General features: G+C 39.3%; 23 protein-coding genes. 19 read left to right on the forward strand and 4 right to left on the reverse strand.

Features of this window, described 5'->3' with window-relative positions:
* Positions 1-177: 177 nt before the first annotated feature.
* Positions 178-1,785, forward strand: coding sequence for a transposase (locus tag SG0102_RS03040; protein ID WP_125118586.1), 1,608 nt, complete (start codon positions 178-180; stop codon positions 1,783-1,785).
* Positions 1,786-1,994: 209 nt separating this feature from the next.
* On the opposite strand, the gene gdhA is transcribed toward SG0102_RS03040, so the two are convergent.
* Entirely contained in the window at positions 1,995-3,341 is a 1,347-nt protein-coding gene (gdhA, locus tag SG0102_RS03045) for an NADP-specific glutamate dehydrogenase (RefSeq protein ID WP_125118587.1), read from the reverse strand.
* 175 nt (positions 3,342-3,516) lie between these two features.
* Complete coding sequence (locus SG0102_RS03050) at positions 3,517-4,227, reverse strand: MIP/aquaporin family protein (RefSeq protein WP_125118588.1); 711 nt, start codon at positions 4,225-4,227, stop codon at positions 3,517-3,519.
* 153 nt (positions 4,228-4,380) lie between these two features.
* Between SG0102_RS03050 and SG0102_RS03055 the strand changes: the two genes are divergently transcribed.
* From SG0102_RS03055 to SG0102_RS03125, 15 genes are all read left to right on the forward strand, one after another.
* Positions 4,381-4,797: a hypothetical protein gene (locus tag SG0102_RS03055; protein ID WP_125118589.1), complete on the forward strand. Its 417-nt coding sequence runs from the start codon at positions 4,381-4,383 to the stop codon at positions 4,795-4,797.
* Positions 4,798-4,965: 168 nt separating this feature from the next.
* Positions 4,966-6,351 (forward strand): IS4 family transposase, encoded by a 1,386-nt coding sequence (locus SG0102_RS03060; RefSeq protein ID WP_125118177.1) that lies wholly within the window; start codon positions 4,966-4,968, stop codon positions 6,349-6,351.
* A 310-nt stretch (positions 6,352-6,661) separates the two neighbouring features.
* The gene (locus SG0102_RS03065; protein WP_125118590.1) at positions 6,662-7,591 is read left to right on the forward strand and encodes an AEC family transporter; all 930 of its coding nucleotides are present in this window, start codon (positions 6,662-6,664) and stop codon (positions 7,589-7,591) included.
* A gap of 242 nt (positions 7,592-7,833) precedes the next feature.
* Positions 7,834-8,799 carry an ATP phosphoribosyltransferase regulatory subunit gene (locus SG0102_RS03070; protein ID WP_125118591.1) on the forward strand — a complete coding sequence of 322 codons (966 nt, stop codon included), beginning with the start codon at positions 7,834-7,836 and terminating at the stop codon, positions 8,797-8,799.
* Entirely contained in the window at positions 8,792-9,424 is a 633-nt protein-coding gene (gene hisG, locus SG0102_RS03075) for an ATP phosphoribosyltransferase (protein ID WP_125118592.1), read from the forward strand. The genes SG0102_RS03070 and hisG overlap by 8 nt, the downstream gene beginning before the upstream one ends.
* Positions 9,418-10,716 (forward strand): histidinol dehydrogenase, encoded by a 1,299-nt coding sequence (hisD, locus tag SG0102_RS03080; RefSeq protein WP_125118593.1) that lies wholly within the window; start codon positions 9,418-9,420, stop codon positions 10,714-10,716. The genes hisG and hisD overlap by 7 nt, the downstream gene beginning before the upstream one ends.
* Before the next feature lies 1 nt (position 10,717).
* The gene (gene hisB, locus SG0102_RS03085) at positions 10,718-11,305 is read left to right on the forward strand and encodes an imidazoleglycerol-phosphate dehydratase HisB (protein ID WP_125118594.1); all 588 of its coding nucleotides are present in this window, start codon (positions 10,718-10,720) and stop codon (positions 11,303-11,305) included.
* On the forward strand, positions 11,305-11,913 hold the full coding sequence (hisH, locus tag SG0102_RS03090) for an imidazole glycerol phosphate synthase subunit HisH (RefSeq protein WP_125118595.1): 609 nt from the start codon (positions 11,305-11,307) through the stop codon (positions 11,911-11,913). The genes hisB and hisH overlap by 1 nt, the downstream gene beginning before the upstream one ends.
* Positions 11,910-12,629 carry a 1-(5-phosphoribosyl)-5-[(5-phosphoribosylamino)methylideneamino]imidazole-4-carboxamide isomerase gene (gene hisA, locus SG0102_RS03095; RefSeq protein ID WP_125118596.1) on the forward strand — a complete coding sequence of 240 codons (720 nt, stop codon included), beginning with the start codon at positions 11,910-11,912 and terminating at the stop codon, positions 12,627-12,629. Before hisH ends, hisA begins: the two co-directional genes overlap by 4 nt.
* Positions 12,619-13,389 carry an imidazole glycerol phosphate synthase subunit HisF gene (gene hisF / locus SG0102_RS03100; RefSeq protein WP_125118597.1) on the forward strand — a complete coding sequence of 257 codons (771 nt, stop codon included), beginning with the start codon at positions 12,619-12,621 and terminating at the stop codon, positions 13,387-13,389. Before hisA ends, hisF begins: the two co-directional genes overlap by 11 nt.
* A complete protein-coding gene (gene hisI, locus SG0102_RS03105; RefSeq protein WP_408609976.1) occupies positions 13,389-13,946 on the forward strand; it encodes a phosphoribosyl-AMP cyclohydrolase in 558 nt (185 codons plus the stop codon). The genes hisF and hisI overlap by 1 nt, the downstream gene beginning before the upstream one ends.
* 5 nt (positions 13,947-13,951) lie before the next feature.
* Positions 13,952-14,209: a hypothetical protein gene (locus SG0102_RS03110; protein WP_125118599.1), complete on the forward strand. Its 258-nt coding sequence runs from the start codon at positions 13,952-13,954 to the stop codon at positions 14,207-14,209.
* A 9-nt stretch (positions 14,210-14,218) separates the two neighbouring features.
* Complete coding sequence (locus tag SG0102_RS03115) at positions 14,219-15,007, forward strand: histidinol-phosphatase HisJ family protein (RefSeq protein ID WP_125118600.1); 789 nt, start codon at positions 14,219-14,221, stop codon at positions 15,005-15,007.
* A 41-nt stretch (positions 15,008-15,048) separates the two neighbouring features.
* Complete coding sequence (locus SG0102_RS03120) at positions 15,049-15,402, forward strand: hypothetical protein (protein WP_125118601.1); 354 nt, start codon at positions 15,049-15,051, stop codon at positions 15,400-15,402.
* A 43-nt stretch (positions 15,403-15,445) separates the two neighbouring features.
* Complete coding sequence (locus tag SG0102_RS03125; protein WP_125118602.1) at positions 15,446-16,600, forward strand: cation diffusion facilitator family transporter; 1,155 nt, start codon at positions 15,446-15,448, stop codon at positions 16,598-16,600.
* A gap of 32 nt (positions 16,601-16,632) precedes the next feature.
* On the opposite strand, the gene SG0102_RS03130 is transcribed toward SG0102_RS03125, so the two are convergent.
* The gene (locus SG0102_RS03130; RefSeq protein WP_125118603.1) at positions 16,633-17,091 is read right to left on the reverse strand and encodes a hypothetical protein; all 459 of its coding nucleotides are present in this window, start codon (positions 17,089-17,091) and stop codon (positions 16,633-16,635) included.
* Positions 17,092-17,255: 164 nt separating this feature from the next.
* On the opposite strand from SG0102_RS03130, the gene mgtE reads away from it, so the two are divergent.
* Positions 17,256-18,602, forward strand: coding sequence for a magnesium transporter (mgtE, locus tag SG0102_RS03135; protein WP_125118604.1), 1,347 nt, complete (start codon positions 17,256-17,258; stop codon positions 18,600-18,602).
* Between the two features lie 9 nt (positions 18,603-18,611).
* On the opposite strand, the gene SG0102_RS03140 is transcribed toward mgtE, so the two are convergent.
* Positions 18,612-18,911, reverse strand: coding sequence for a hypothetical protein (locus tag SG0102_RS03140; protein ID WP_148668826.1), 300 nt, complete (start codon positions 18,909-18,911; stop codon positions 18,612-18,614).
* Between the two features lie 958 nt (positions 18,912-19,869).
* Between SG0102_RS03140 and SG0102_RS03145 the strand changes: the two genes are divergently transcribed.
* Positions 19,870-20,937, forward strand: a complete 1,068-nt coding sequence (locus SG0102_RS03145) for a GGDEF domain-containing protein (protein ID WP_125118606.1) — start codon at positions 19,870-19,872, stop codon at positions 20,935-20,937.
* 23 nt (positions 20,938-20,960) lie between these two features.
* Entirely contained in the window at positions 20,961-21,329 is a 369-nt protein-coding gene (locus tag SG0102_RS03150) for a hypothetical protein (protein ID WP_125118607.1), read from the forward strand.
* The last annotated feature ends 53 nt before the right edge of the window (positions 21,330-21,382 follow it).

Consider the following 21,382-nt stretch of genomic DNA (forward strand, 5'->3'; position numbering starts at 1 on the left):
AAGGGGCAACCCTTCTTTTCTTTTACACGCAAAAAAAGGGGCTGTAACATTAAGAAATAACTATCACAATGATAAAAAGTGAAATTCGATGATCAAAACGTTATAACAGTCCTGATTATATCAAAATAGGGAACTGAATTATGAATTCAGCTCCCTTTTTTGGTGTATAATATTTATATGATCAGTTATTCAAAAAATACACAAACTTATGGTATCACAAATCAGCTTTCTTTTCTATCTGATGTTTGTATTTCTTTCGATAACGACATTGATGAATTTGATGTTTGCCGTACAGTTAAGAGCATAACAGAAAGGATGAATATTTACGATTATATTGAAGCTCCTGACAAAAATAGCAGAACTTCTAAATATTCTGATCTACAGTTATTTAGAATTGTGTTACTTTCTAACTCAGACGGTGATTATAAATCCACCAGAAAAACTGCCGAATTGTGTAAGTATAATATCAGATATATGTATGTATCATGTGGTGCTAAGCCTACGCATATGACTATATCCAGATTCATAAAACGGCTAAAGCCTTCCGTTCATAAATTGTTTATTGATATTTCAAAAACTATAGCAAAAAATTTGGACATATATTTCCCAATTTTGACTCTTGATGGAACTAAATTTGAAGCGAATGCTAATAAAAATACCCACATTTGGGCGAAAGCAACTAAACGCTATCGTCTTCAAGCGTGGAAAAAGGCATGCAAGCTGATAATACGTACAAATAAGTATTTTGAAAAGCATGGAATTGATGTTCGGTATTCTATTCTTAAACTACCTGATTTTCTCTATCTTTTAGCAATTTCAACAAAACTTCAGCAATTTATGCTTTCATTAGGTATTAAACCTGTTGACGGACGAGGACACAAAAAGAGTGAGATCCAGAAATTATACGAGGAATACGATGAATTAGCCCTTAAACTTTTTAAATATACAATTATGTTTGATATGCTGGATGGTCGCAACAGCTGCTCTAAAACAGATGTTGATGCCTCGATGCTTCATATGAAATATGATTATTATTGTCATAATAATACTTTTAAGCCTGGATATAATGTCCAATTTGGTATTTCATATGGGTTTATTAGTGAAATTTTCATTAATTCTGACGCTAATGATCTAAGAACTTATATTCCTGTTATGGATCGCTTTAAAGAAGATTATGGTCATTATCCTCAAATTGCAGTTGCAGATGCAGGATACTGCAGTTTTGATAACAATAAATTCAGTTTAATTCACAGTATTGACTTTTATACCAAATATGTCGGTATGACTGAAGAAAACAAGCGTATAACTGAAAAAAATAAGTATAAAACGATACATATGAAGCAGGATGACGATTCATATAAATGTCCTGAAGGTTATAGTTTTGAAGAAGTCGGTGAACGTAAAGAAACACGAGGGGTATACGATCGAATTATAAAACAGCTTGAAAACAAGCATTGCGGTCAGTGCCCAAATAAGTCTAAATGTACTAAAGCAAAAGGAAATAGAAAAATCTCTATCAGTCCTGAACTGGAATCTTATAAAGATAATATTAGAGCAAAACTTGATACCCCTGTCGGAAAAGAGTTAATGAATGCCAGAAGAATCTATAGTGAAGGCACATTTGGCATCCTCAAGCAAGATTATGGATATGATCGAGTTTACCGCAGAGGGCTATCAGGTGTTGAAGAAGAGATTACTTTAATGGCCATAGGATTTAATTTGCGAAAATATACAAAAGAATTAAAAGATAGAGCTATGAAAAAGAGGGAAAAACTGCTCAATTAAATTCTAAAAAGTTATTCACAGTTTTAACCAGTCAAAAAATTTTACTCACAATGGATAGGGCTATTACGCCCTTTTTTTGTGGTTACTTGAACAGTTATTCGCAGAAATGGAATTAATTGGATTTAATCTAGATATTTTGAAATTAAAAAGGTGCTGTAGCACCTTAGGAATCATTTTTTTCCTTTAATGTTACAGCCCCTTTCTGTTGATTAATAATCACCCTGAGCTAACATCGCTTCAATAACTTTTTCAGCACCCGCTAAGTTAGCACCAGCAACTAAGTCATAGCCTAAGCCATATTTTTCAGCGGCAGCGACAGAGTTGTTTACGATGGAAATCATAATGTTATGAAGTTTTTCATCTACTTCTTCAGCGCTCCAGCTATAACGCTGTGAGTTCTGGCTCATTTCTAATGCAGAAACGGCAACCCCGCCAGCGTTAGCAGCTTTAGCTGGGCCTAAGATGACATTGTGGGCTTTGAAGTAGGCAATGCCTTCTGGAGTCGTTGGCATATTGGCGCCTTCAAAGACATATTTAACACCTGATTCTACTAATGCTTTGGCATCATTTTCATCAATTTCGTTCTGCGTTGCAGCTGGGAATGCTAAATCAGCTTTTACTTTCCCCCATGGTTTTTCATGGGCATGGAATTCAGCTCCGAATTTTTCTGCGTAGTCTTTTAATTTGACATCATTTTTTGTACGGATGTCTAATAAGAAGTTAAATTTTTCTTCGGTATTGATACCGTCTTTGTCATAGACATAGCCATCACGACCAGAGATCGTCACTACTTTAGCGCCGTATTCCGTTGCTTTCTTCGCAATCCCCCAAGCAACGTTACCATAACCAGACATGACGATTGTTTTGCCTTCTAAGGTTTCATTAAAATGTTTTAAAACTTCTTTAGCGTAGTAAACAGCGCCATAACCCGTTGCTTCAGGACGGATCAGCGAACCGCCGAAAGCTAAACCTTTACCCGTTAAAACACCATTTTCATAAGCGTCTTTAATACGTTTATACTGACCAAATAAATAGCCGATTTCGCGTCCGCCAACACCGATATCACCGGCTGGTACATCGACATTTGGTCCGATGTGACGATATAATTCCGTCATAAAGGACTGACAGAATCTCATGACTTCGGCATCTGATTTACCCTGTGGGTCGAAATCTGATCCCCCTTTACCGCCACCAATTGGTAAAGTGGTCAGGGAGTTTTTAAAGATCTGTTCAAATCCTAAGAATTTAATCGTCCCTAATTTTACCGAAGGATGGAATCTTAAACCACCTTTGTATGGGCCAATAGCACTATTGAACTGAACACGGTAACCAATATTGACATGCACTTTGCCGTTATCATCAGTCCATGGGACTTTGAACTGTAAGGTTCTTTCAGGTTCTGTTAATCTTTCTAAGACCGCCTTGTCTTCCCATTCTGGGTGGGCCTTAATCATCGGTTCCAGAGATGTCAGAACGTTGGTAATTGTTTCCAGGAATTCTGGCTGATCTGGATATTTCTTTCTTAAATCTTCAATGACTCTTTGTGTGTAATCCATTTTCTTTCCTCCTAGTACATCCTATTATAGGGCTTACATTTCGAGAAATAAAGAAAATGATAATAAATTATCAAAGTTATAAATAATATCTAAAATGTTGGGTAAAACCAAATATCGAAAAGCATATTTCGATAAATAAAAAAAGACAATTGCGTTTTCGCAATTGTCATGTATTCTATTTATCTAAGTTGAAAGCTTTCCAGATAATCGTCGCTAATAGCGCACCAATTAATGGCGCGACGATGAAAACCCAAACCTGAGATAACGCAACTGTCTTACCAGTGGAGATCGCTAAAACTAAAGCTGGGGCTAAAGAACGGGCTGGGTTAACTGATGTACCCGTTAATGGGATGCCAATTAAGTGTACAACTGTTAAGGCTAATCCAATGACGAAGCCGCCAATGCCGTTGTATTCGCTTTTTGAAGTCACACCTAAGACAACTAAGACAAACATTGCAGTTAAAATGATTTCAGTAAAGAGTGCACCAGTTAAGGTGAAGTTTGTGCTTGACTGCGAACCAAAACCATTCGCGCCTAAGCCATAGACGCTGATCTGGACATTTGGAATATTCTTTAAAATAACAAATAAAGCCAGTGAACCAAGAATCGCGCCAACGATCTGGGCGATGATATAACCGATCAGTTCAGGTAAATCTAACTGATTATCAAAGAATTTGGCGAGTGATACGGCAGGATTGACATGCCCTCCTGAGAATCGCCCAAAAGTGTAGTAAACCATCATTAACGCTAAACCGAAGGCTAATGCGATGCCGACGATTGATGGAATACCCGCTTTCGGGTTGAAAATAACTGCTGTGGTTGTTCCGACAAAGACGAGAAAGAACGTCCCGATACATTCAGCCAGGTACTTACGTAAATTTTCCATGATTTTTCCTCCTATAGCACTGCATTTTAACCAAAGCAGGGGTCCTTGTCAAATGGGTGAAAACCGTTACATTTTTTGAAAGTTGCCTTTCTCATCTATGTTTTTCCCTTAATTATGATATAATTTGCACTATGTGAAAGGAACGTTGGAATAATGAAAAAATATAAAGAATTTCGCTGCGTGGTAGAAATGTCCATCTTTACTGTTATTATGGTGGCTCTTTCCTTCTTTTTAGGAATCCAGCATTCTTATGGTTATATGGTGATGGGCTTTATTATCGCGGCTGCCTGTATGTTTGCGATCTCCATGAGTTATAATAATATCTTAAGTGAAGACACCTTAACGTATTATAAATGGTATGGCATTATGATGTGGACTAAAGAGATCGCTTATCATGAAATCTCACGCGTGGAAGTGAAGGGCAAGCATAAAGTCACGATCACACCAAAAAGCGCTAAAGAAAAAAAGATTAATGTCTATGTCTTTGATCCGGAAGGGTTCACCACGGACTTAAAACGTTTCAAAAGCATGAAACGCAGTGAGAAACGCCATGGCAAACATAAGAAATAAAATGGGTTAACCCAATGTCATTCAGTTAAGCATTTTTTGAGCCAGTTCACTCAATTCTACTTGAGTGGCCTGGCTTTTTTATTTTTAAAATAATGCAAAAAAGACTTGACAAGCAAAATTCCGGAATAAATTCATAATCCGAAGGAAATTGTAGGAGGATTTTTACTTATGATTTCTAAACAAGATAAAGAACGAAATTTTGATTATGAAACGGAGGCTTGTGCTTTTAATACTACCCCCGAAGGGGTGAATTTGGCATTGGAAAAATCGATTAAGATGGTTACAGACAATATTGCATGTTATGTTATTGATCCTGTATCTGATATGACAAGAAGCCGTAAAGTTCCAGCTGATATGATTATTAGATTTCTCATTCACAAGGAAGGAAAATCCATCAGATCTGAGATTTGTGAGCAGATGCCTGAAGGTATGGAGTTTCAAGCTTCAGCTTTCTGCATGCAGAGATATAAAATAAAGCCTAATGCATTTAACAGAGTAATGACGCTTTTCAATCAGACTATCAAACCTAAGAACACATTTAATGGCTACTATATCATTGCCTGCGATGGCTCCGACTTGAACATTCCTTTTATGAAGGATCATCCTGAGTTAATCGTTAAAAGCAAAAAAGGAAGGGATTTTTGTCAGATCCACCTCAATGCTCTTTATGACTGCCTTAATGGAGTCTATTGGGACGCAGAAATGACAACACCTAACAAAAAAAGAGAACCTGGTGCTTTGATTACTATGACTGAAAGAAAGTATTACCCAGAAAAATCAATTATTGTATGTGATAGAGGATATGTTTCATACAAACTGATGGCTGATTTTATTGAGAAAGGACAAAAATTTGTGATTAGGTCTAAGGATATTAATATCCGTAGTTCAATCCTAAAAAGATTTGATTTGCCAGATGAGGAATTAGACCAGGAAGTCAGCGTTACACTGACAAGAAGCAATAAACGTTATAATAGCGATCGAAAAAAATATGCATTGGTCAATTCAAATATCGATTTCCCACAAATTGATACATGGAGTAATGATGATTACGTAATAAGCTACAGAGTTGTCCGCATAAAGCTTGATGATGAAAACTTTGTAACTCTTGTCACTAATTTAAGCAAGGAAGAAATACCGTTTGAGTATATGAAAGAGCTCTACCATTTAAGATGGTCTCAAGAACAATCATTTTTTAATTTGAAATATAGAATAGGTTTAAAATATTTCAATTCAAAGAAAGTTGATGGCATACTGCAAGAAGTATATTCGAAACTTATCATGTTTAACGTAACAAGTGTTATTACGAATAGTGTTGATATTCCTGATATGAAAGCTGAAGAGTATGAGAAAAACAAAAAAAGAGTTGCACACAAAACGAAGGCAAACTTTGCCGTCGCAATCACCAATGTACATCTCTTTCTTAAGGGAACTATTTCTGAAAAAGGACTCATAAATAGAATCAAGAAATTTGTAATCCCAATCAGACCTGGAAGATCATTCACTCGAAAAATAAGACCCCAGTCACTAGCTCCTCTGAACACTAGGGTATCATAATTTTTCAAAATCTCAAGAATAATTAGGAAATTAATAAATATAGGGATATTATGCCAAATTACATCAATTTACTTAGGATAAAGCTAAATGAGCAAAATCAAAAAAACAGACCATGAGAATTGGATCATGTTTCGCATTCTCACAGTCTGAAACTTTGGTTAACTGAATAGCCGGTCTCAGCTTTTTCAGATCATTCGTCGCAATTTCAGCTTAATTGAATGACATTGGGGTTAACCCATTTTTTTCTTTTTCGTAAAATAGACAGTCTCAAAACTGTCACGTTTTATAATAGAGGGGTGAGGTGATCATTGTGGCATTATCTTTATCTTTAGCGACGCAGATTGGTGCGATGTTTGTGATGATCTTCGTTGGCTTTCTTTTAGTGCGCAAAAGTGTTTTAAGTCTGCGCGACTGTAATGCGTTATCGCGCATTGTATTATACGTTTCTGGTCCTTGTGCAATCATTAATGCCTTCCAGTTAACCATCAGTGAAAATAAAGTCAAAGGCTTTTTACTAGCGATCTTCGTCGCAATTGGCATTCATATATTATTTATGGCGATGACGGCGCTATTAGGCAGGATCTTTCATTTCTCACCGATTGAGAAGGCGTCACTGATCTATTCCAATTGTGGGAATCTGATTATTCCTTTAGTGATTCTCATTATGAATCAAAAGATGGTCTTCTATTGCTCCGCTTATATGATCGTTCAGATTGTGTTGATCTGGACCCACTGTAAGTCGCTTATTAGTCAAAAGCAGGACTTTGATCTCAAAGCTATTCTTTCGAATATTAATATGATCGCCATCGGTGTGGGGGTACTGCTTTTTATCTTACAAATTCATTTGCCGGTGTTAATCACCAGTGCGTTCACCTCAATGACCAATCTGATGGGCCCATTATGCATGTTTGTGGCAGGAATGCTTTTAGCCGGCATTGATCTTAAAAAGGCTCATAATAAACGGGCTTATTTAGTCGTTTTTTTACGGCTGATTGTCTTACCGTTTATGGTCGCCCTGATCTTTATTTTCAGCGGTCTTTATAAGGTTTTGCCTAATGCCCGGTCCATTTTAATGATTTCACTACTTGCGGCGAGTGCGCCTGCGGCTTCGACCGTGACCCAGTTTGCCCAGATTTATGATCATCAGCCGTTTGAAGCGAGCGTCATCAATGTTTTATCGCTGCTTTTGTGTATTATTACGATGCCGCTATTGAATATGTTTTATATGAGCTTAACTTAAAAATATCAAGAAAATATTTGTTTTTTATACTTTTTATGGTATTATAGAAAAAACGAGGTGGTAGTTATGAAAAAGACAAATACAACTGCATTATTTTTAGGGTATTCATTACGCCACCATCATCATAGACACACTTAGGGTTATATCTTCATGATACAGCCCATTTTATGCATATTCGGGTGTATCTAATGATTTGTTTGAAGCGCGGGTCATTAGGACTCGCTTTTTTTGTAGGAGGAGCTATGGAAGAATTTAAATATCTGATTCCTGAAGAAAGCGGTGATGCCATTTCTTTAGATGCCAGAAAATTACGATTAATCGAAGGATCCTTACGGAAGATCTTCGATGCACATAACTATGAAGAACTGATGCTGCCGACATTTGAATATGTCGATTTCTATGCCAGCATCCGTGATCAGGCGGAAGATTCAATGTTTCAGTTTGTCAACAGTGATGGCAAGCGCATTGCCTTGCGAACAGACTTTACCTTGCCGATTGCCCGCATTTACAACAATGAACGAACCAATGAAGTCAAACGCTACAGTTACTTTGGGAAAGTCTATCGTTTAGCTAAACGTCATAAAGGCCGTTCCAGTGAGCTTTATCAGATCGGCACCGAGTTAATCGGTTTAGGTGGTAAAGCCGGTGATCAGGAATGTTTATCGCTGATTGAAGAAACGATGGCTTCCTTAGACTTAAAGGATTTGAAGATAGAATTAGGCTCTGCCAAATTCTATTTACGGTTAATGGAACTTGTGAAAGATGATCGCTTAAGCGGCATCTTAGAAAAGAAACAGTTATCCGAAATGAAACGTTTCATTAAGGAAAAAGGCATTACCGGCTCACTAGGTCGCTTATTAGAAAATCTGCCAACCGCTTTTGGCTCTTATGAAGAACTGATGGCTTTTAAGGATTATGTCAAAGACTTTGAATTATTAGATGCGATTGATCGCATGGCTGCTTTATATGAAGGCTCAAAGCATAAAGAGGATATCATCTTTGATTTATGTATGGTCCCATCACAGCCTTACTATACGGGCGTGATGATTAAAGGCTATTCTTATTATAGCGCTTATCCAATTTTATCAGGCGGCCGTTATGATAAGTTATTAAGCTATTTTGATAATGAGGTCCCAGCGATCGGTTTCTCATATCATATCAATACTTTACTCAATGCCTATGTGAAGGAGGGCGAAGCGGATGATTAAGATTGCCATTACCAAAGGCCGTATTGAAAAACAAGTGGTCAAAATGTTGAAGGAAAAAGGATTCGATATGGATCCCATTATTAATAAAGATCGTGAATTACTCATTGAAACCAAAGATGGCATTTCGATGATCTTCGCGAAAGCCAATGATGTCTTAACGTTTTTAGAACATGGCATTGTCGATGTCGGTTTTGTCGGCAAAGATACCTTAATGGAAGCGGACTTTGATGACTATTACGAATTATTAGATTTAGAGATTGGAAAATGTTACTTCGCGGTGGCAGCGTATCCTGAATACCGCACCAAAACCTTTAACCGTCGTAAACGTATCGCTTCGAAATATACCACTGTGGCGAAAGAATATTTCGCTTCTAAGCGGGAAGATGTGGAAATTATCAAACTGGAAGGTTCGGTAGAATTAGGACCCGTTGTAGGTTTGAGCGATGCGATTGTCGATATCGTCGAAACGGGCTCTACATTAAAAGCCAATGGCCTGGAAGTGATTGAAAAGGTAGCGGATATTTCTACCCGTATGGTAGTCAATAAAGTCTCTCTGAAATATAAGAAAGAGGAAATCTTTAAATTAGTCGATGCACTCAAAAAGGAGGATCAGGAAAAATGTTAAAAATTGTAGATTATACCGGTGACTTAACCGAACTGGAAAATAAATTACATACCCGTAAACAGGAAGTGACCGATGAAGTCAATAAAGCAGTCAGCGCCATTGTCGATCGTATCAAAAAGGAAGGCGATCAGGCGGTCATTGATTACTGTCAGAAATTTGACGGTTATACCATTACGAAGCCAGAAGATTTCTTAGTTACAAAGCAGGAAGTGGACGAAGCCTGCGCGCGTGTCGGCGAGGACTTCTTACGGATCTTAGAGCGTACCAAAGAGCAGTTAACCGTTTATCATAAAAATCAGGTTGAAAAGACCTGGACAATGGTGAAAGATGACGGTGTCATCTTAGGCTCATTAGTGCGTGGCATTGAAAATGTGGCACTGTATGTGCCAGGGGGAACCGCCGCTTATCCATCAACGGTCATGATGAATGCCATTCCCGCCCAGTTAGCTGGCGTTAAAAATATGTTCATTATTACCCCTGTGAAAGCTGATGGTAAGGTCTCTGATGTCATCTTAGCAGCCGCGAAAGTAGCGGGCATCACGACTATTTATAAAGTTGGCGGCGCCCAGGGCGTAGCGGCGGCGGCTTATGGCACAAAGACGATTCAAAAAGCCGATAAGATTGTTGGGCCAGGGAATATTTTCGTCGCGACCGCGAAGAAGTTATGTTACGGGGTTGTGGATATCGATATGGTCGCCGGACCATCAGAAATCCTCATCGTCGCTGATGCTCATGCTAATCCTAAATATGTGGCGGCGGATTTAATGTCACAGGCGGAACATGATAAGTTAGCGAGTGCCACTTTGATTACGCCAAGTCGCGCTTTAGCGGAAAAAGTCGAAGAAGAATTAAAACGTCAGATCGTCACTTTACCACGTCAGGAGATTATTCAGTCTTCCTTAGAAAACTATGGCGGCGCTGTCATTGTCAAAGATATTATGGAAGCCATTGATGTTTCTAATGCCTTAGCGCCAGAACACTTAGAAGTGTTAGTAGAACAGCCGTTAGAAATGCTGCCATATATTAAAAATGCCGGTTCGATCTTCTTAGGAGAATACTCCCCAGAACCATTAGGTGATTATATGTCTGGAACGAACCATGTCTTACCAACTGGCGGGACTGCGAAATTCTATAGTGCTTTAGGCGTTTACGACTTCGTTAAGCATTCAGCTTACAGCTACTATCCAAAAGCAGCTTTAGCAGCCTTCAAAGATGATGTGCAGAAGTTTGCCCACTTAGAAGGTTTAGATGCGCACGCTAACAGTATCAAAGTTCGTTTTGAGGAGGATTAATATGCGTCAGGCTACGATTTCTCGTCATACTAAGGAGACAAAAATTACCTGTGAATTAAACTTAGACGGCATAGGGAAAGCGGATGTTCAAACCGGCGTCGGCTTTCTCGACCATATGTTAACGCTGCTATCTTTTCATTCCCGCTTTGATCTAAAGGTGCACTGTGATGGCGATTTAGAAGTCGATTCTCATCACTCCGTTGAAGATATCGGGATTGCCTTAGGCGACTGCCTGACTCAGGCGTTAGGAGAAAAACGCGGGATTGTCCGTTATGGCTCGTTCACGATTCCGATGGATGAAGCTTTAGTGACTGTTGACTTAGACTTATCCGGTCGTCCTTATCTGGTTTACCATGCGACGCTCAATACGCCAGTGTTAGGCAACTATGAAACAGAGATGACGGAAGAGTTCTTTAGAGCGTTATCTGATCATGCCAAAATGACATTACATATTAATGAACATTATGGCAAGAACACACATCATATTATTGAAGCGATGTTTAAAGCGACGGGCCGCGCGTTAAAGCAGGCCGTGGCGATCGATGAAAAATATAAAGATGAAATCTCATCAAGTAAGGGGGTCCTGTAATGATTGCAATTGTAGATTATAATGTCGGTAACTTAGCGAGTGTTACTAATGCTTTTAAAAGACAAGGCATGGATGTTAAAGTGACCAGAGATCCCCAGGATCTCTTAAGTGCTGATGGCATTATTTTACCAGGTGTCGGCGCTTTTCCAGTTGCGATGGACAATTTACAGAAAGTGGGTCTTATTGAGCCCTTAACGAAAGCGAAAGAAAAAGGCACCCCAATGATGGGGATCTGTTTAGGCATGCAGATCCTCTTTGAACAGGGTTATGAAGTGACTCCGACGAAAGGTTTAGGCTTTTTAAAAGGGGAAGTCAAACTGATGGAAGTAGATGCCAAGCTCCCGCATATGGGCTGGAATCAGCTTGTCTTCAATCATGAACATCCCTTGTTGAAATATGTCGATGAAGGGGAATATGTCTACTTTGTCCACTCTTATGGGGCCGTTTGTCCAGATGATGAATTAATGGCATATGCGCAGTATGGACATGCGAAAGTACCTGCTCTTGTCGCAAAAGATAATGTCATTGGCTGTCAGTTCCACCCCGAAAAAAGCGGGGAAGTGGGAACCCGTATTTTAAAAGCCTTTAAGGAGATGATTGAACGATGATTGTCATTCCAGCGATTGATTTACAAGGTGGCGAAGCGGTCCGCCTCTATAAAGGAGATTATGCCAAGAAAACGGTTTATTCCAAGCATCCTGAAGAGTTAGCCAAAGGTTTTGAAGACATGGGGGCTAAGTATCTCCACGTCGTTGATTTAGATGGGGCCAAAGACGCTCAGGCCACCAATGCGGAAACGATTCGCAAAATTCGTGAAAATATCTCCATTCCAATGGAACTTGGCGGCGGTATCCGCGATGATAAAACGGTCAATTTCTACCTTAATGAAGTGGGTGTGAACCGGGTTATTTTAGGAACGGTGGCGCTCCATCATTCCGAATTTGTCAAAGCCTGCATCGATCGATACGGCGCTGACCGCATTGTCGTAGGGGTTGATATTAAAGATGGTTATGTTTCCACTTCCGGCTGGTTAGAAGACAGTCAGGTGTATTATCTCGACTTTATTAAAGAATTAGAAAAGATAGGTGTGACAACGATTGTCTGCACCGATATTTCCAAAGATGGGACTTTAACTGGTCCATCTTATGAAGTGTATGAAAATATTCATAAACATTCCGACATGAACTTCGTCGTATCCGGCGGCGTCAAAGATGCGCAGGATATCTATCAAGTCAATGACTTAGGTTATTACGGCTGCATTGTTGGAAAAGCTTATTATGAAGGAAAAGTGGATCTGAAAGAGGTGATTGCGCATGTTGGCTAAAAGAATTATTCCTTGTTTAGATATCAAAGATGGGAAAGTCGTGAAAGGGGTCAACTTTGTTGGGCTCAAAGATGTCGGAGATCCTGTTGAACTCGCCAAAGAATACGATCGTCAGTCCGCTGATGAAGTCGTCTTCCTCGATATTACGGCGACGTATGAACATCGTGATATTATTAAAGATCTGATTGCGCGCGCTGCTTCGGAATTATCGATTCCGCTTTGCGTGGGTGGCGGCATCCGCACCTTAGATGATTTTCGCACCATCTTAGCGGCGGGGGCTGATAAAGTATCCGTCAATAGCGCCGCTATTAAAAATCCTGATCTCATCAAACAGGCGGCTGATGAATTTGGCGTCCAGTGCGTGGTCTTAGCTGTTGATGCGAAAGCACGTGAAGATCATTCCGGTTATGATGTCTATATTGCCGGCGGCCGGGAAAATACGGGTATTGACCTGATTGAATGGGTTAAGAAAGCCGAAGCTTTAGGAGCTGGAGAAATTCTCTTGACGAGCATGGATGCGGATGGGACCCGCGATGGTTTTGATATCGATATGCTCAATGCCGTGATGGATGTTGTCGATGTGCCGGTGATTGCCAGCGGCGGCTGCGGCGGTAAAGAAGATATGGCGGAAGTCTTTGAAAAGACCAACTGTGACGCTGCTTTAGCGGCTTCGCTCTTCCATTTTGGTGAAGCGACGGTTGATGAAGTCAAAGATGTCTGCGCAGCGCGGGGCATCCCAGTAAGGAGAAATCGAAAATGATCAAACCAGATTTTGCGAAAGGCAACGGTCTTATCCCAGCCATTGTCCAGGATGTTGAAAGCAAGCAGGTCTTAATGTTAGCGTATGTCAACGAAGAAGCTTATCAAAAAATGTTAGAAACCAAGCAGACGTGTTTCTATAGCCGTTCCCGTCAGCAGTTATGGCATAAAGGGGAAACGTCCGGCCATTTCCAGCATATTGTCGGGATGTATTTAGACTGTGATAATGATACTTTCTTAATTATTGTCAGACAGGATGGTGCCGCCTGCCATACCGGCAGTTATTCCTGCTTCTTTAAAACCATTATGCCTTATGATCTCGCTGATCTTAATGATCGTCTCTATGATGTCTTAGAAGATCAGGAAATCCATTTATCTAAAGTGGAAGAGGACTTAAAAAAGAAAGCGGATGCGCATGATGAAGCAGCCTTAGAAGATCTTTATTTTGACTTAATCGCCAAATTAAAGGCTGAAGGTGTGGACTTACGAGACTTTGAAGCGAAGATGAAAGCAAAATATCCACTAAAAGGACAGGTCAAAAAGATCTTTTACGAGTGAATATAATGGATATTTATATTGATATGCAGTACGTATCCTCGCGTGAGGACCTATTGCAGGCATTATCAGGGATGCTTTGTATGAATCTGACAAGTGAAGAAGAGGTTAAAGAAGCGCTGACATCTTTAAAACATGTCACGTTGATCTTTCTCAATCTTAAACAGCATCCTTTAAGTGATGAAATGCGGCATCTTTTGAAGAAGTGTCATCGTAAGAATCATCATCTCTCTCTTCTTTTTGAAGAGACTATAAGACATTATTAGGAGGTCATTATGCGCGCTATTGATTATCATATGCATACTAAATTTTCCGGGGACAGCGAAGCGGATCCCCGGGCTCATATTGAACAGGCGATTGCTTTAGGCTTAGATGAAATCTGCTTTACCGATCATCGGGATTTTGATTATCCGATTGATACATTTGCGCTCGATACGCCAGCTTACTTTCAGGAATTAACGGCTTTACAAAAAGAATACGCTGATCGCATCAAGATCAAAATTGGCGTTGAAATCGGTTTGGATCTTGATCATAAAGAAGAGATTGAAGCTTTTATTAACGCTTCTCCTTATGATTTTGTCATTGGTTCGATTCATGTTATTCATCATACGGAGTTCTACTATGGCGATTTCTTTCATGGGAAAAGTAAAGATCAGGCGCATGAAGCTTTCTTTAAAGAAACTTTGAAATGCGTTCAGGCCTTTGACTGTTTCAATGTTTTAGGTCATATGGACTACATTATGCGTTATGGCCCTTACGTTGATAAACGGGTTGATCATGGCAAATGGCAATCTCTTATTGATGAGATTCTCAAAACCTTAATTAAAAAAGGGAAAGGTATCGAAGTCAATACCAGCGGCTATAAAGTCAATGGCTGCTGTGGTTTTCCAAACTTTGATGTCATTAAACGTTATCTCCAATTAGGCGGGACTATTTTAACGATTGGCACCGATGCTCATACCAGTGATCGCGTGGGAGAACATGTTTATGATGTTATGGGGCATTATGCTCATTTAGGCGTCAGTGATGTTTCAACTTTCACAAAAAGGGTGAAAGATAGCTGATGAGATGTTATAATGGAATCCGAAAGGATTGGTAGACGATCATGGAATTATTTACAAAAACAGATATCGCAGAAATGAATAAATCAAAAACAAATCAGTATTTTGTACCAGCTGAACTATTTGATGGCATGCAGTACAAACTGGTGCGTTTAGAAGTGAAATGGGCCTATGTTGCATGTTTAAATGTGATGTTAAAAAATGCGCAGTACAATCATGAAAACCAGGCTTTCATCAAAGATGATTCACCGGCTATTATTGAAAGCTTAAAAGCTTTAGCGAATAAGAAAGTGGATCGCGAAAAGATTGCTGGTTATTTCAATGAACTGGAAGAAAACGAACTGATTGAACATCAGGGCCGTGATATCTATTTAAGAAGAATCGTTGATATTTTTTAAAGTACACGTTACGTGTGCTTTTTAATATATAGGGGGGATTTTTATGTTTTCGTTTATTGCATCGAAAGTGATTCATTCCCATGATGTGAATGATCCCAAAGTTCGTGAACAGTATGGGATGTTATGCTCCATTGTGGGGATTTTCGCTAACCTGGTCTGTGTGGCTTTTAAAGTCTCCATGGGCTTAGTTGTCCATTCCACAGCGATCATCGCTGATGGTTTTAATAACGCTACGGATGCGATCAGTAATATTGCCTCGCTGTTAGGCTTTAAATTAGCTTCCCGTCATCCTGATGCGGAGCATCCTTACGGTCATGGCCGTTTTGAATATTTATCCGGCTTATTTATTACCATGGTTATTTTAATTGTTGGTTTGAGTGCGCTGTATGAATCGCTCTTAAAGATTATCAAACCTAATAAAGTGACATTCTCCTTTTTAGGTTTAGTGATCTTGCTCTTTACCATGGGCATTAAGTTCTGGATGTACAGCTTTAATCACAGTACCGGTAAAAAGATTAACTCTCAGCCGTTACTCGCAGCTGCTCAGGATTCCTTAAATGATGTCATTACGACCTGTGGCTCGGTAGCCACGCTGGTGTTAGCGCCGCTGACATCGCTTCCCGTCGATGGGATTATTGGTTTAGTAGTCTCATTAGTCGTCTTAAAATCCGGCTGGGATATTCTTTCTGACACTGTTGATAACTTACTTGGGAAAAAGCCAGATCCCGAAATTGTTCGCAAGATTCGCGAAGCGATGTTAAGCTATCCGGGCATCTATGGCGTTCATGATATGATGATTCATGACTATGGACCAGGCCGTCGTTATCTCATTGCTCACTTAGAAGTATCGGCAGAAGATAACATCCTGGAAGCTCATAACCTGATTGATGGCATTGAAGAAGATATTACGAAGAAGTTTAATATTTTTACAACCATTCATATGGATCCGATTGAGCTCAATGATCCGTTTACGAATAAACTGCATGTTGAGGTTGAAGGCATCTTACATGGTATTGATGAACATTTATCGATGCATGATTTCCGCGTTGTCAAAGGGGATCACACCAAACTTATTTTTGATGTCCTCATGTGTGAAGGTTTACATAAACATGAAGTCAATGAACAGTTAGTCAAAGGCATTCATGACCTAGATCCATCTTATGAATGCGTTATTCAATATGATTATCCGCTTGTTTAAAAAGATCAGCTATTTTCGCTGATCTTTTGGCTTTAAGAGAAAATCGTGACAACTTTCGTCAGTTTACCGTTTTTTGTATAAAGTAGAATGCTGAAGGCATCTTCGGCCTCATCCCGGTTATTTTTGAATGTATTGTAATAATTATTGATATTCTTTTTCACAGTTTTCGCTGACGTTTTATGGAATGTCCCAGGCTCATAGAGATGTTTTTCATTACTTGGGACACTCGCGTCACCCCATTTGCAGCCTTTCCCAATCTTAAAAGTCTTTTTAAAACCGCACAGTCTTGTACCATCCCATCTGGTTTTCCCTAACTTTTTAATCGGCTCATAAACGGTCGTGACATAAAGCCGCGATCCCTTAATGGTAAAACGACTAGTATATAGCGATTCGAGTTCATATACTGAAGTCGTCGTTTTCGCACTTACCGTGCCGATACTTAAAAGCAGCGCAAGCACCAGCATGCTAAGTACTTTCATCATTTTCTTCATAACTATGCCTCCTTTTCTTCATTATATCAAAGTGGTAACCGCTTGCAAGAAAAGTATGCGTTCATCAAATAAAATTCTTCTTCATTTAACCAAAAATTAACACTCGTAATGCTTTCATGACTATTTTCAAAGTGTTACAATGAAAAGGCAAGGAGGGTGATACTATGGAGAAAAGAAAGTATAATGCCTTAAGAGAATTACTCTTAAGAGGTTCTAAAGATCAGATTCAGGAAGCGATTGATAGTATACACCCCGCGGATATCCTCGAAGTCATTCATGAGGATCCTGATAATACCAAACTTATTTTGGAAAAGCTTCCTGATGATACGATTGCGGATATCATTGAAGAAGAAGACGATGAAGATGATCAGTACGACTTATTAAAACAGGTCCTTAAAGATCGTCAAAGAGGCGTCCTCGATGAAATGAGCGATGATGAAATCGCCGATATCGCTGGGGAACTGGATGAGAAAGAGAAAAATGAATTATTAGCGCAGCTCGATATTGATGATAAACAGAATGTCGAACAGTTATTAAATTACGATCCGGAAACAGCCGGTGGTCTGATGACAACCGATTTTATTTCCATTCATGCGAAAAATACAGTTTTAGATACTCTAAACTATTTACATACAGCGGTCGATGAAGATACGCCAAAGTATTATTTATATGTCGTTGATAAGCAAGGTGTGTTAAAAGGCGTGGTAGATTTACGCGCAATCGTTGCTTCACCTTTTGATACACCGATCTTAGATATCACTAATGAAAATGTCATTACTATTAACTATAAAGAAGACCAGGAAGTCGTGGCCAATACCTTCAAAAAGTACAGCTTTATTATGATGCCCGTTGTCGATGATGAAATGCGTATGCTCGGGGTTATCGAAATCGATGATATCATGGATGTTATCGAAGATGAAACAACCGAAGATATGAACTTGATGGCCGGGGTTTCTTCTGAAGAACGTGTTGATTCCACGGTAGGGGAATCCTTTAAATCACGTATTCCTTGGCTGATTGTTAACTTATTAACTGCGGTTATGGCGGCGGCTGTCGTTGCTAACTTTGAAGGGACGATCTCAAAAGTCGTGTCTTTATCAGCGATCATGTCGATCGTTACCGGGATGGGCGGCAATGCCGGGACTCAGTCTTTAACCGTCTTAGTACGAGGTCTCTCTTTAAAAGAAATCGATAAAGATAATGCTTTACGTATTTTCTTTAAGGAATTATTAGTCGGTGTCTTATCCGGCGTTGTCATTGGGATCTTAGTCGCTCTTGGTTCCGTTTTCTATGCTGGTGGAAATCCATGGTTTGGTGTCGTTGCTTTCTTTGCGATGCTGCTGAATATGATTTGTGCCAACATTGCCGGCTTTATTGTCCCAGTTATTTTAGAGAAGTGTCATGTTGATCCAGCTTTAGCCAGTGGGGTCTTCGTTACCACTGTCACGGACTGTATGGGGTTCTTCTTCTTCCTGGGCTTAGCCACATTATTCTTATCACACTTAATGTAAAACGTCATCCTAAGATGACGTTTTTGTGTGGTCGAGAAAACTCTGCAGGATTTGTCGTTCATAAAATTTGATCGCCTGATCGATCGCTTGTATATCCTGATCATTGAGTTCAAAGGTGATGGGAATCAGTGTCGAGGAATGGGAAATAGCACATGATTGGCTAAGCGGTGTGATTAAACGCGTGGATAAAATGATGACTGCATTTTTATACGTCTGCAAGATACTGAGATCCATAGTTGTTAACAGATGATGCGTATACGTGATACGTAAATCAGAAAAGGAACGTTTGATATAAAGTTCATTTTTCATCAGATCAGAGATTTGATCAGAGATCAGCACCACGGGCACTTTGGGCATATTGTTTTTTATAATCCCGGAGATTTCCACGGTTAGCTTTAAAAGGGTCCGTTCATAAAAAGATGTCGAAAAATGGTGGGCGAGATTCCAGGCGTCAAAGATATCCTTGATCTGTTGATAGATGGTCAGCGACAGCTGATCATTTTTTGTTGTCGGATAATAATGACTTTCCGGAATGATCCCCTGAAGACTATAGTTGATCAGGCTTGCAAAGTGCTGTCATTTACTTTCCCTCATGCCGGCTGTTACACATACACGCTGAGCTCATCGAAAGGGCAAACGTATAAAATTGTTCTATTGTGTAATCAGGAGGGACAAACGTAGCGTTTCGCCTATAATGCCCAAGGAGAAAAAAACTCAGCGCTGACTTTTGGTCAAGCATCAAAGACAGATAGCACCCCTTCTTATCAGGCCCCTGAACAGGCAACGCAAAAGCAGGGAACACAAAAGGCAAAGACATCAAAAAGTCTCAAACACAAGAAGAGGAAGAAAACGCTCCAGCGATGCGTATATCGCAAACCCAAACGCGTGTGACGACGCATGATGAGACAGATGACCATCATCATGTGATAAAGACCAAAGGTGTTGCCACCTGAGATCAGACATATATTTTGGTTTATGTGCTGTTATGTGGTCTTTCATTCATTCTAATTAGAAAATGCAGAGGATCTTTATAAGAATCCTCTTTTTAATTTTTAAAAATAACGTAAATTTGAAAAATTATAAAAAAGAATGCTATAATAGAGAGGTAATATGTAAAAGTTGTCAGGGTAAAAATTTTATTATTATAAGGTGTTTTTAAAAATTGAAAGTCGTTTAGAGTGAAAAAAGAACCGGTAATGATTATAATAGGTCATAATATAATGATTAAAAATCATAAGATATATTTATATATGACGGGGTACAAAGGATGGCAGAGAAAATCAAAAACATGTTGCTTTATGCAGGAATGAGCAAAGAAGAGTTTCAGAATATTCTTCAAGAGGGTATTGAAGACAATTATCAGCATTTACGAAAGTATACGCGCCTTGTTGTTTTATTTTTCCTTTTTATGAGCATCCTAGATTTCTTTGTGTCTCATGAAATGGACAGCAATCAGCCTTACTACTGGATTGCGATCGTGATCACTTTGGTCATCAATCTCATAACGCATCTGATCGAACCTTCTGATCATAAAAAGGTGGATGGTCTGGTTTATCTTTTTCTCATCAATATGTATGGGATGGGTATTGGCATCATGCTCCAGCATAGCAATTATCCAACGGTTGTATTAATGTCGTTAGTCATCCTGATGCCGTTGCTGTTTATTTTACAGCCCTTTAAAATGATGATCCTGTCGCTGCTCGTGGGGACGATTAGCTTTTGTAATGCGATGTGGGTCGAAACAGGGAGTACATCAAAAATTGATATGTATTATACGATCTGTTTTATCATTATCGCTCTGATTGAAGATTATACCAGCAATCATATACGGTTACAGTCTTTGATGGCGCATGTTAATGTGAAGTACTTAAGTGAACGTGACATTCTAACTAAGCTTTATAACCGCACCAAATATGAAGAGCAGCGTGACAGCTATCCGCTACAAGCATCACGTGTCATCAGTCTTGTTTATATTGATGCCAATTCGCTGCATGAAATCAATAATACATATGGTCATAGTGAGGGTGATATGATGCTGATTACGATCGCTCGCATCTTACAGACCTGCTTTCGCGGAGATATCTATCGCATTGGCGGTGATGAATTTGTTATTGTGGCGCTAGATCAGGATGATGAAATGATTAAAAGTGAGATTCAACAGGCGCAAAAGGCTTTATCCAAGACCGCCTATAGTGCCTCTTTCGGTTTTGTGACGATGAAGAGATATGAGAAAAGTATGAAAGAATTAGAACAAGAAGCAGAAGCGCTTATGTATCGGAAAAAGCAAATCTATTATGAACAAAGTGATCATGATCGTCGTCAGCCACGTATTTAATAAGTATATAAGAGGGTTAAAATATGGAAAAAGAATATAAACGCGTGAATAGTCATCTTTTGGTTGAATTGATTCGTGTGACATTTTATATTGCTGTCTGTAACTGGCTGATCCAGTTCTTTCGTGGTCATCAGTTTACAAATATGCTTGTTGGGACTCTGTTTATCTTTTTGACAGTGTTCATGACGCTTTTTATTAAAAAACAAGATAAACCCGTTAAAAATGCGAAAGCTCTGATTTATCTGTATCAGACGCTTTGTGTAGCTATGATGATGATTCAGGCGATTTATCTTAATCATCCCCGTAATCTGGTTCTTTTCTTACTGATGATGGTTTATTTTCCAATGCTGATTATCGATGAGATCAGTCATGTCTGGGGTATAGTGTGCTAGTGGGGATCATTTTCTTATTTTGTGATTATCCGCAGCGCGATTTTGCACACTTT

It is taken from the genome of Intestinibaculum porci, assembly GCF_003925875.1.
In the GTDB taxonomy this organism is placed as follows: Bacteria; Bacillota_I; Bacilli_A; order Erysipelotrichales; family Coprobacillaceae; genus Intestinibaculum; species Intestinibaculum porci.

Excerpts from the sequence above, each read along its gene's own strand:
- gdhA (WP_125118587.1), bottom strand. The coding sequence starts at position 3,341 with ATGGATTACACACAAAGAGTCATTGAAGATTTAAGAAAGAAATATCCA.
- SG0102_RS03150 (WP_125118607.1), top strand. The coding sequence starts at position 20,961 with ATGGAAAAAGAATATAAACGCGTGAATAGTCATCTTTTGGTTGAATTG.
- mgtE (WP_125118604.1), top strand. The coding sequence starts at position 17,256 with ATGGAGAAAAGAAAGTATAATGCCTTAAGAGAATTACTCTTAAGAGGT.
- SG0102_RS03070 (WP_125118591.1), top strand. The coding sequence starts at position 7,834 with ATGGAAGAATTTAAATATCTGATTCCTGAAGAAAGCGGTGATGCCATT.
- SG0102_RS03145 (WP_125118606.1), top strand. The coding sequence starts at position 19,870 with ATGGCAGAGAAAATCAAAAACATGTTGCTTTATGCAGGAATGAGCAAA.
- SG0102_RS03040 (WP_125118586.1), top strand. The coding sequence starts at position 178 with ATGATCAGTTATTCAAAAAATACACAAACTTATGGTATCACAAATCAG.
- hisB (WP_125118594.1), top strand. The coding sequence starts at position 10,718 with ATGCGTCAGGCTACGATTTCTCGTCATACTAAGGAGACAAAAATTACC.
- SG0102_RS03130 (WP_125118603.1), bottom strand. The coding sequence starts at position 17,091 with ATGAAGAAAATGATGAAAGTACTTAGCATGCTGGTGCTTGCGCTGCTT.
- SG0102_RS03050 (WP_125118588.1), bottom strand. The coding sequence starts at position 4,227 with ATGGAAAATTTACGTAAGTACCTGGCTGAATGTATCGGGACGTTCTTT.
- SG0102_RS03060 (WP_125118177.1), top strand. The coding sequence starts at position 4,966 with ATGATTTCTAAACAAGATAAAGAACGAAATTTTGATTATGAAACGGAG.
- SG0102_RS03115 (WP_125118600.1), top strand. The coding sequence starts at position 14,219 with ATGCGCGCTATTGATTATCATATGCATACTAAATTTTCCGGGGACAGC.
- hisD (WP_125118593.1), top strand. The coding sequence starts at position 9,418 with ATGTTAAAAATTGTAGATTATACCGGTGACTTAACCGAACTGGAAAAT.
- SG0102_RS03120 (WP_125118601.1), top strand. The coding sequence starts at position 15,049 with ATGGAATTATTTACAAAAACAGATATCGCAGAAATGAATAAATCAAAA.
- SG0102_RS03125 (WP_125118602.1), top strand. The coding sequence starts at position 15,446 with ATGTTTTCGTTTATTGCATCGAAAGTGATTCATTCCCATGATGTGAAT.
- hisH (WP_125118595.1), top strand. The coding sequence starts at position 11,305 with ATGATTGCAATTGTAGATTATAATGTCGGTAACTTAGCGAGTGTTACT.
- hisF (WP_125118597.1), top strand. The coding sequence starts at position 12,619 with ATGTTGGCTAAAAGAATTATTCCTTGTTTAGATATCAAAGATGGGAAA.
- SG0102_RS03055 (WP_125118589.1), top strand. The coding sequence starts at position 4,381 with ATGAAAAAATATAAAGAATTTCGCTGCGTGGTAGAAATGTCCATCTTT.
- SG0102_RS03140 (WP_148668826.1), bottom strand. The coding sequence starts at position 18,911 with ATGAAAAATGAACTTTATATCAAACGTTCCTTTTCTGATTTACGTATC.
- hisG (WP_125118592.1), top strand. The coding sequence starts at position 8,792 with ATGATTAAGATTGCCATTACCAAAGGCCGTATTGAAAAACAAGTGGTC.
- SG0102_RS03110 (WP_125118599.1), top strand. The coding sequence starts at position 13,952 with ATGGATATTTATATTGATATGCAGTACGTATCCTCGCGTGAGGACCTA.
- hisA (WP_125118596.1), top strand. The coding sequence starts at position 11,910 with ATGATTGTCATTCCAGCGATTGATTTACAAGGTGGCGAAGCGGTCCGC.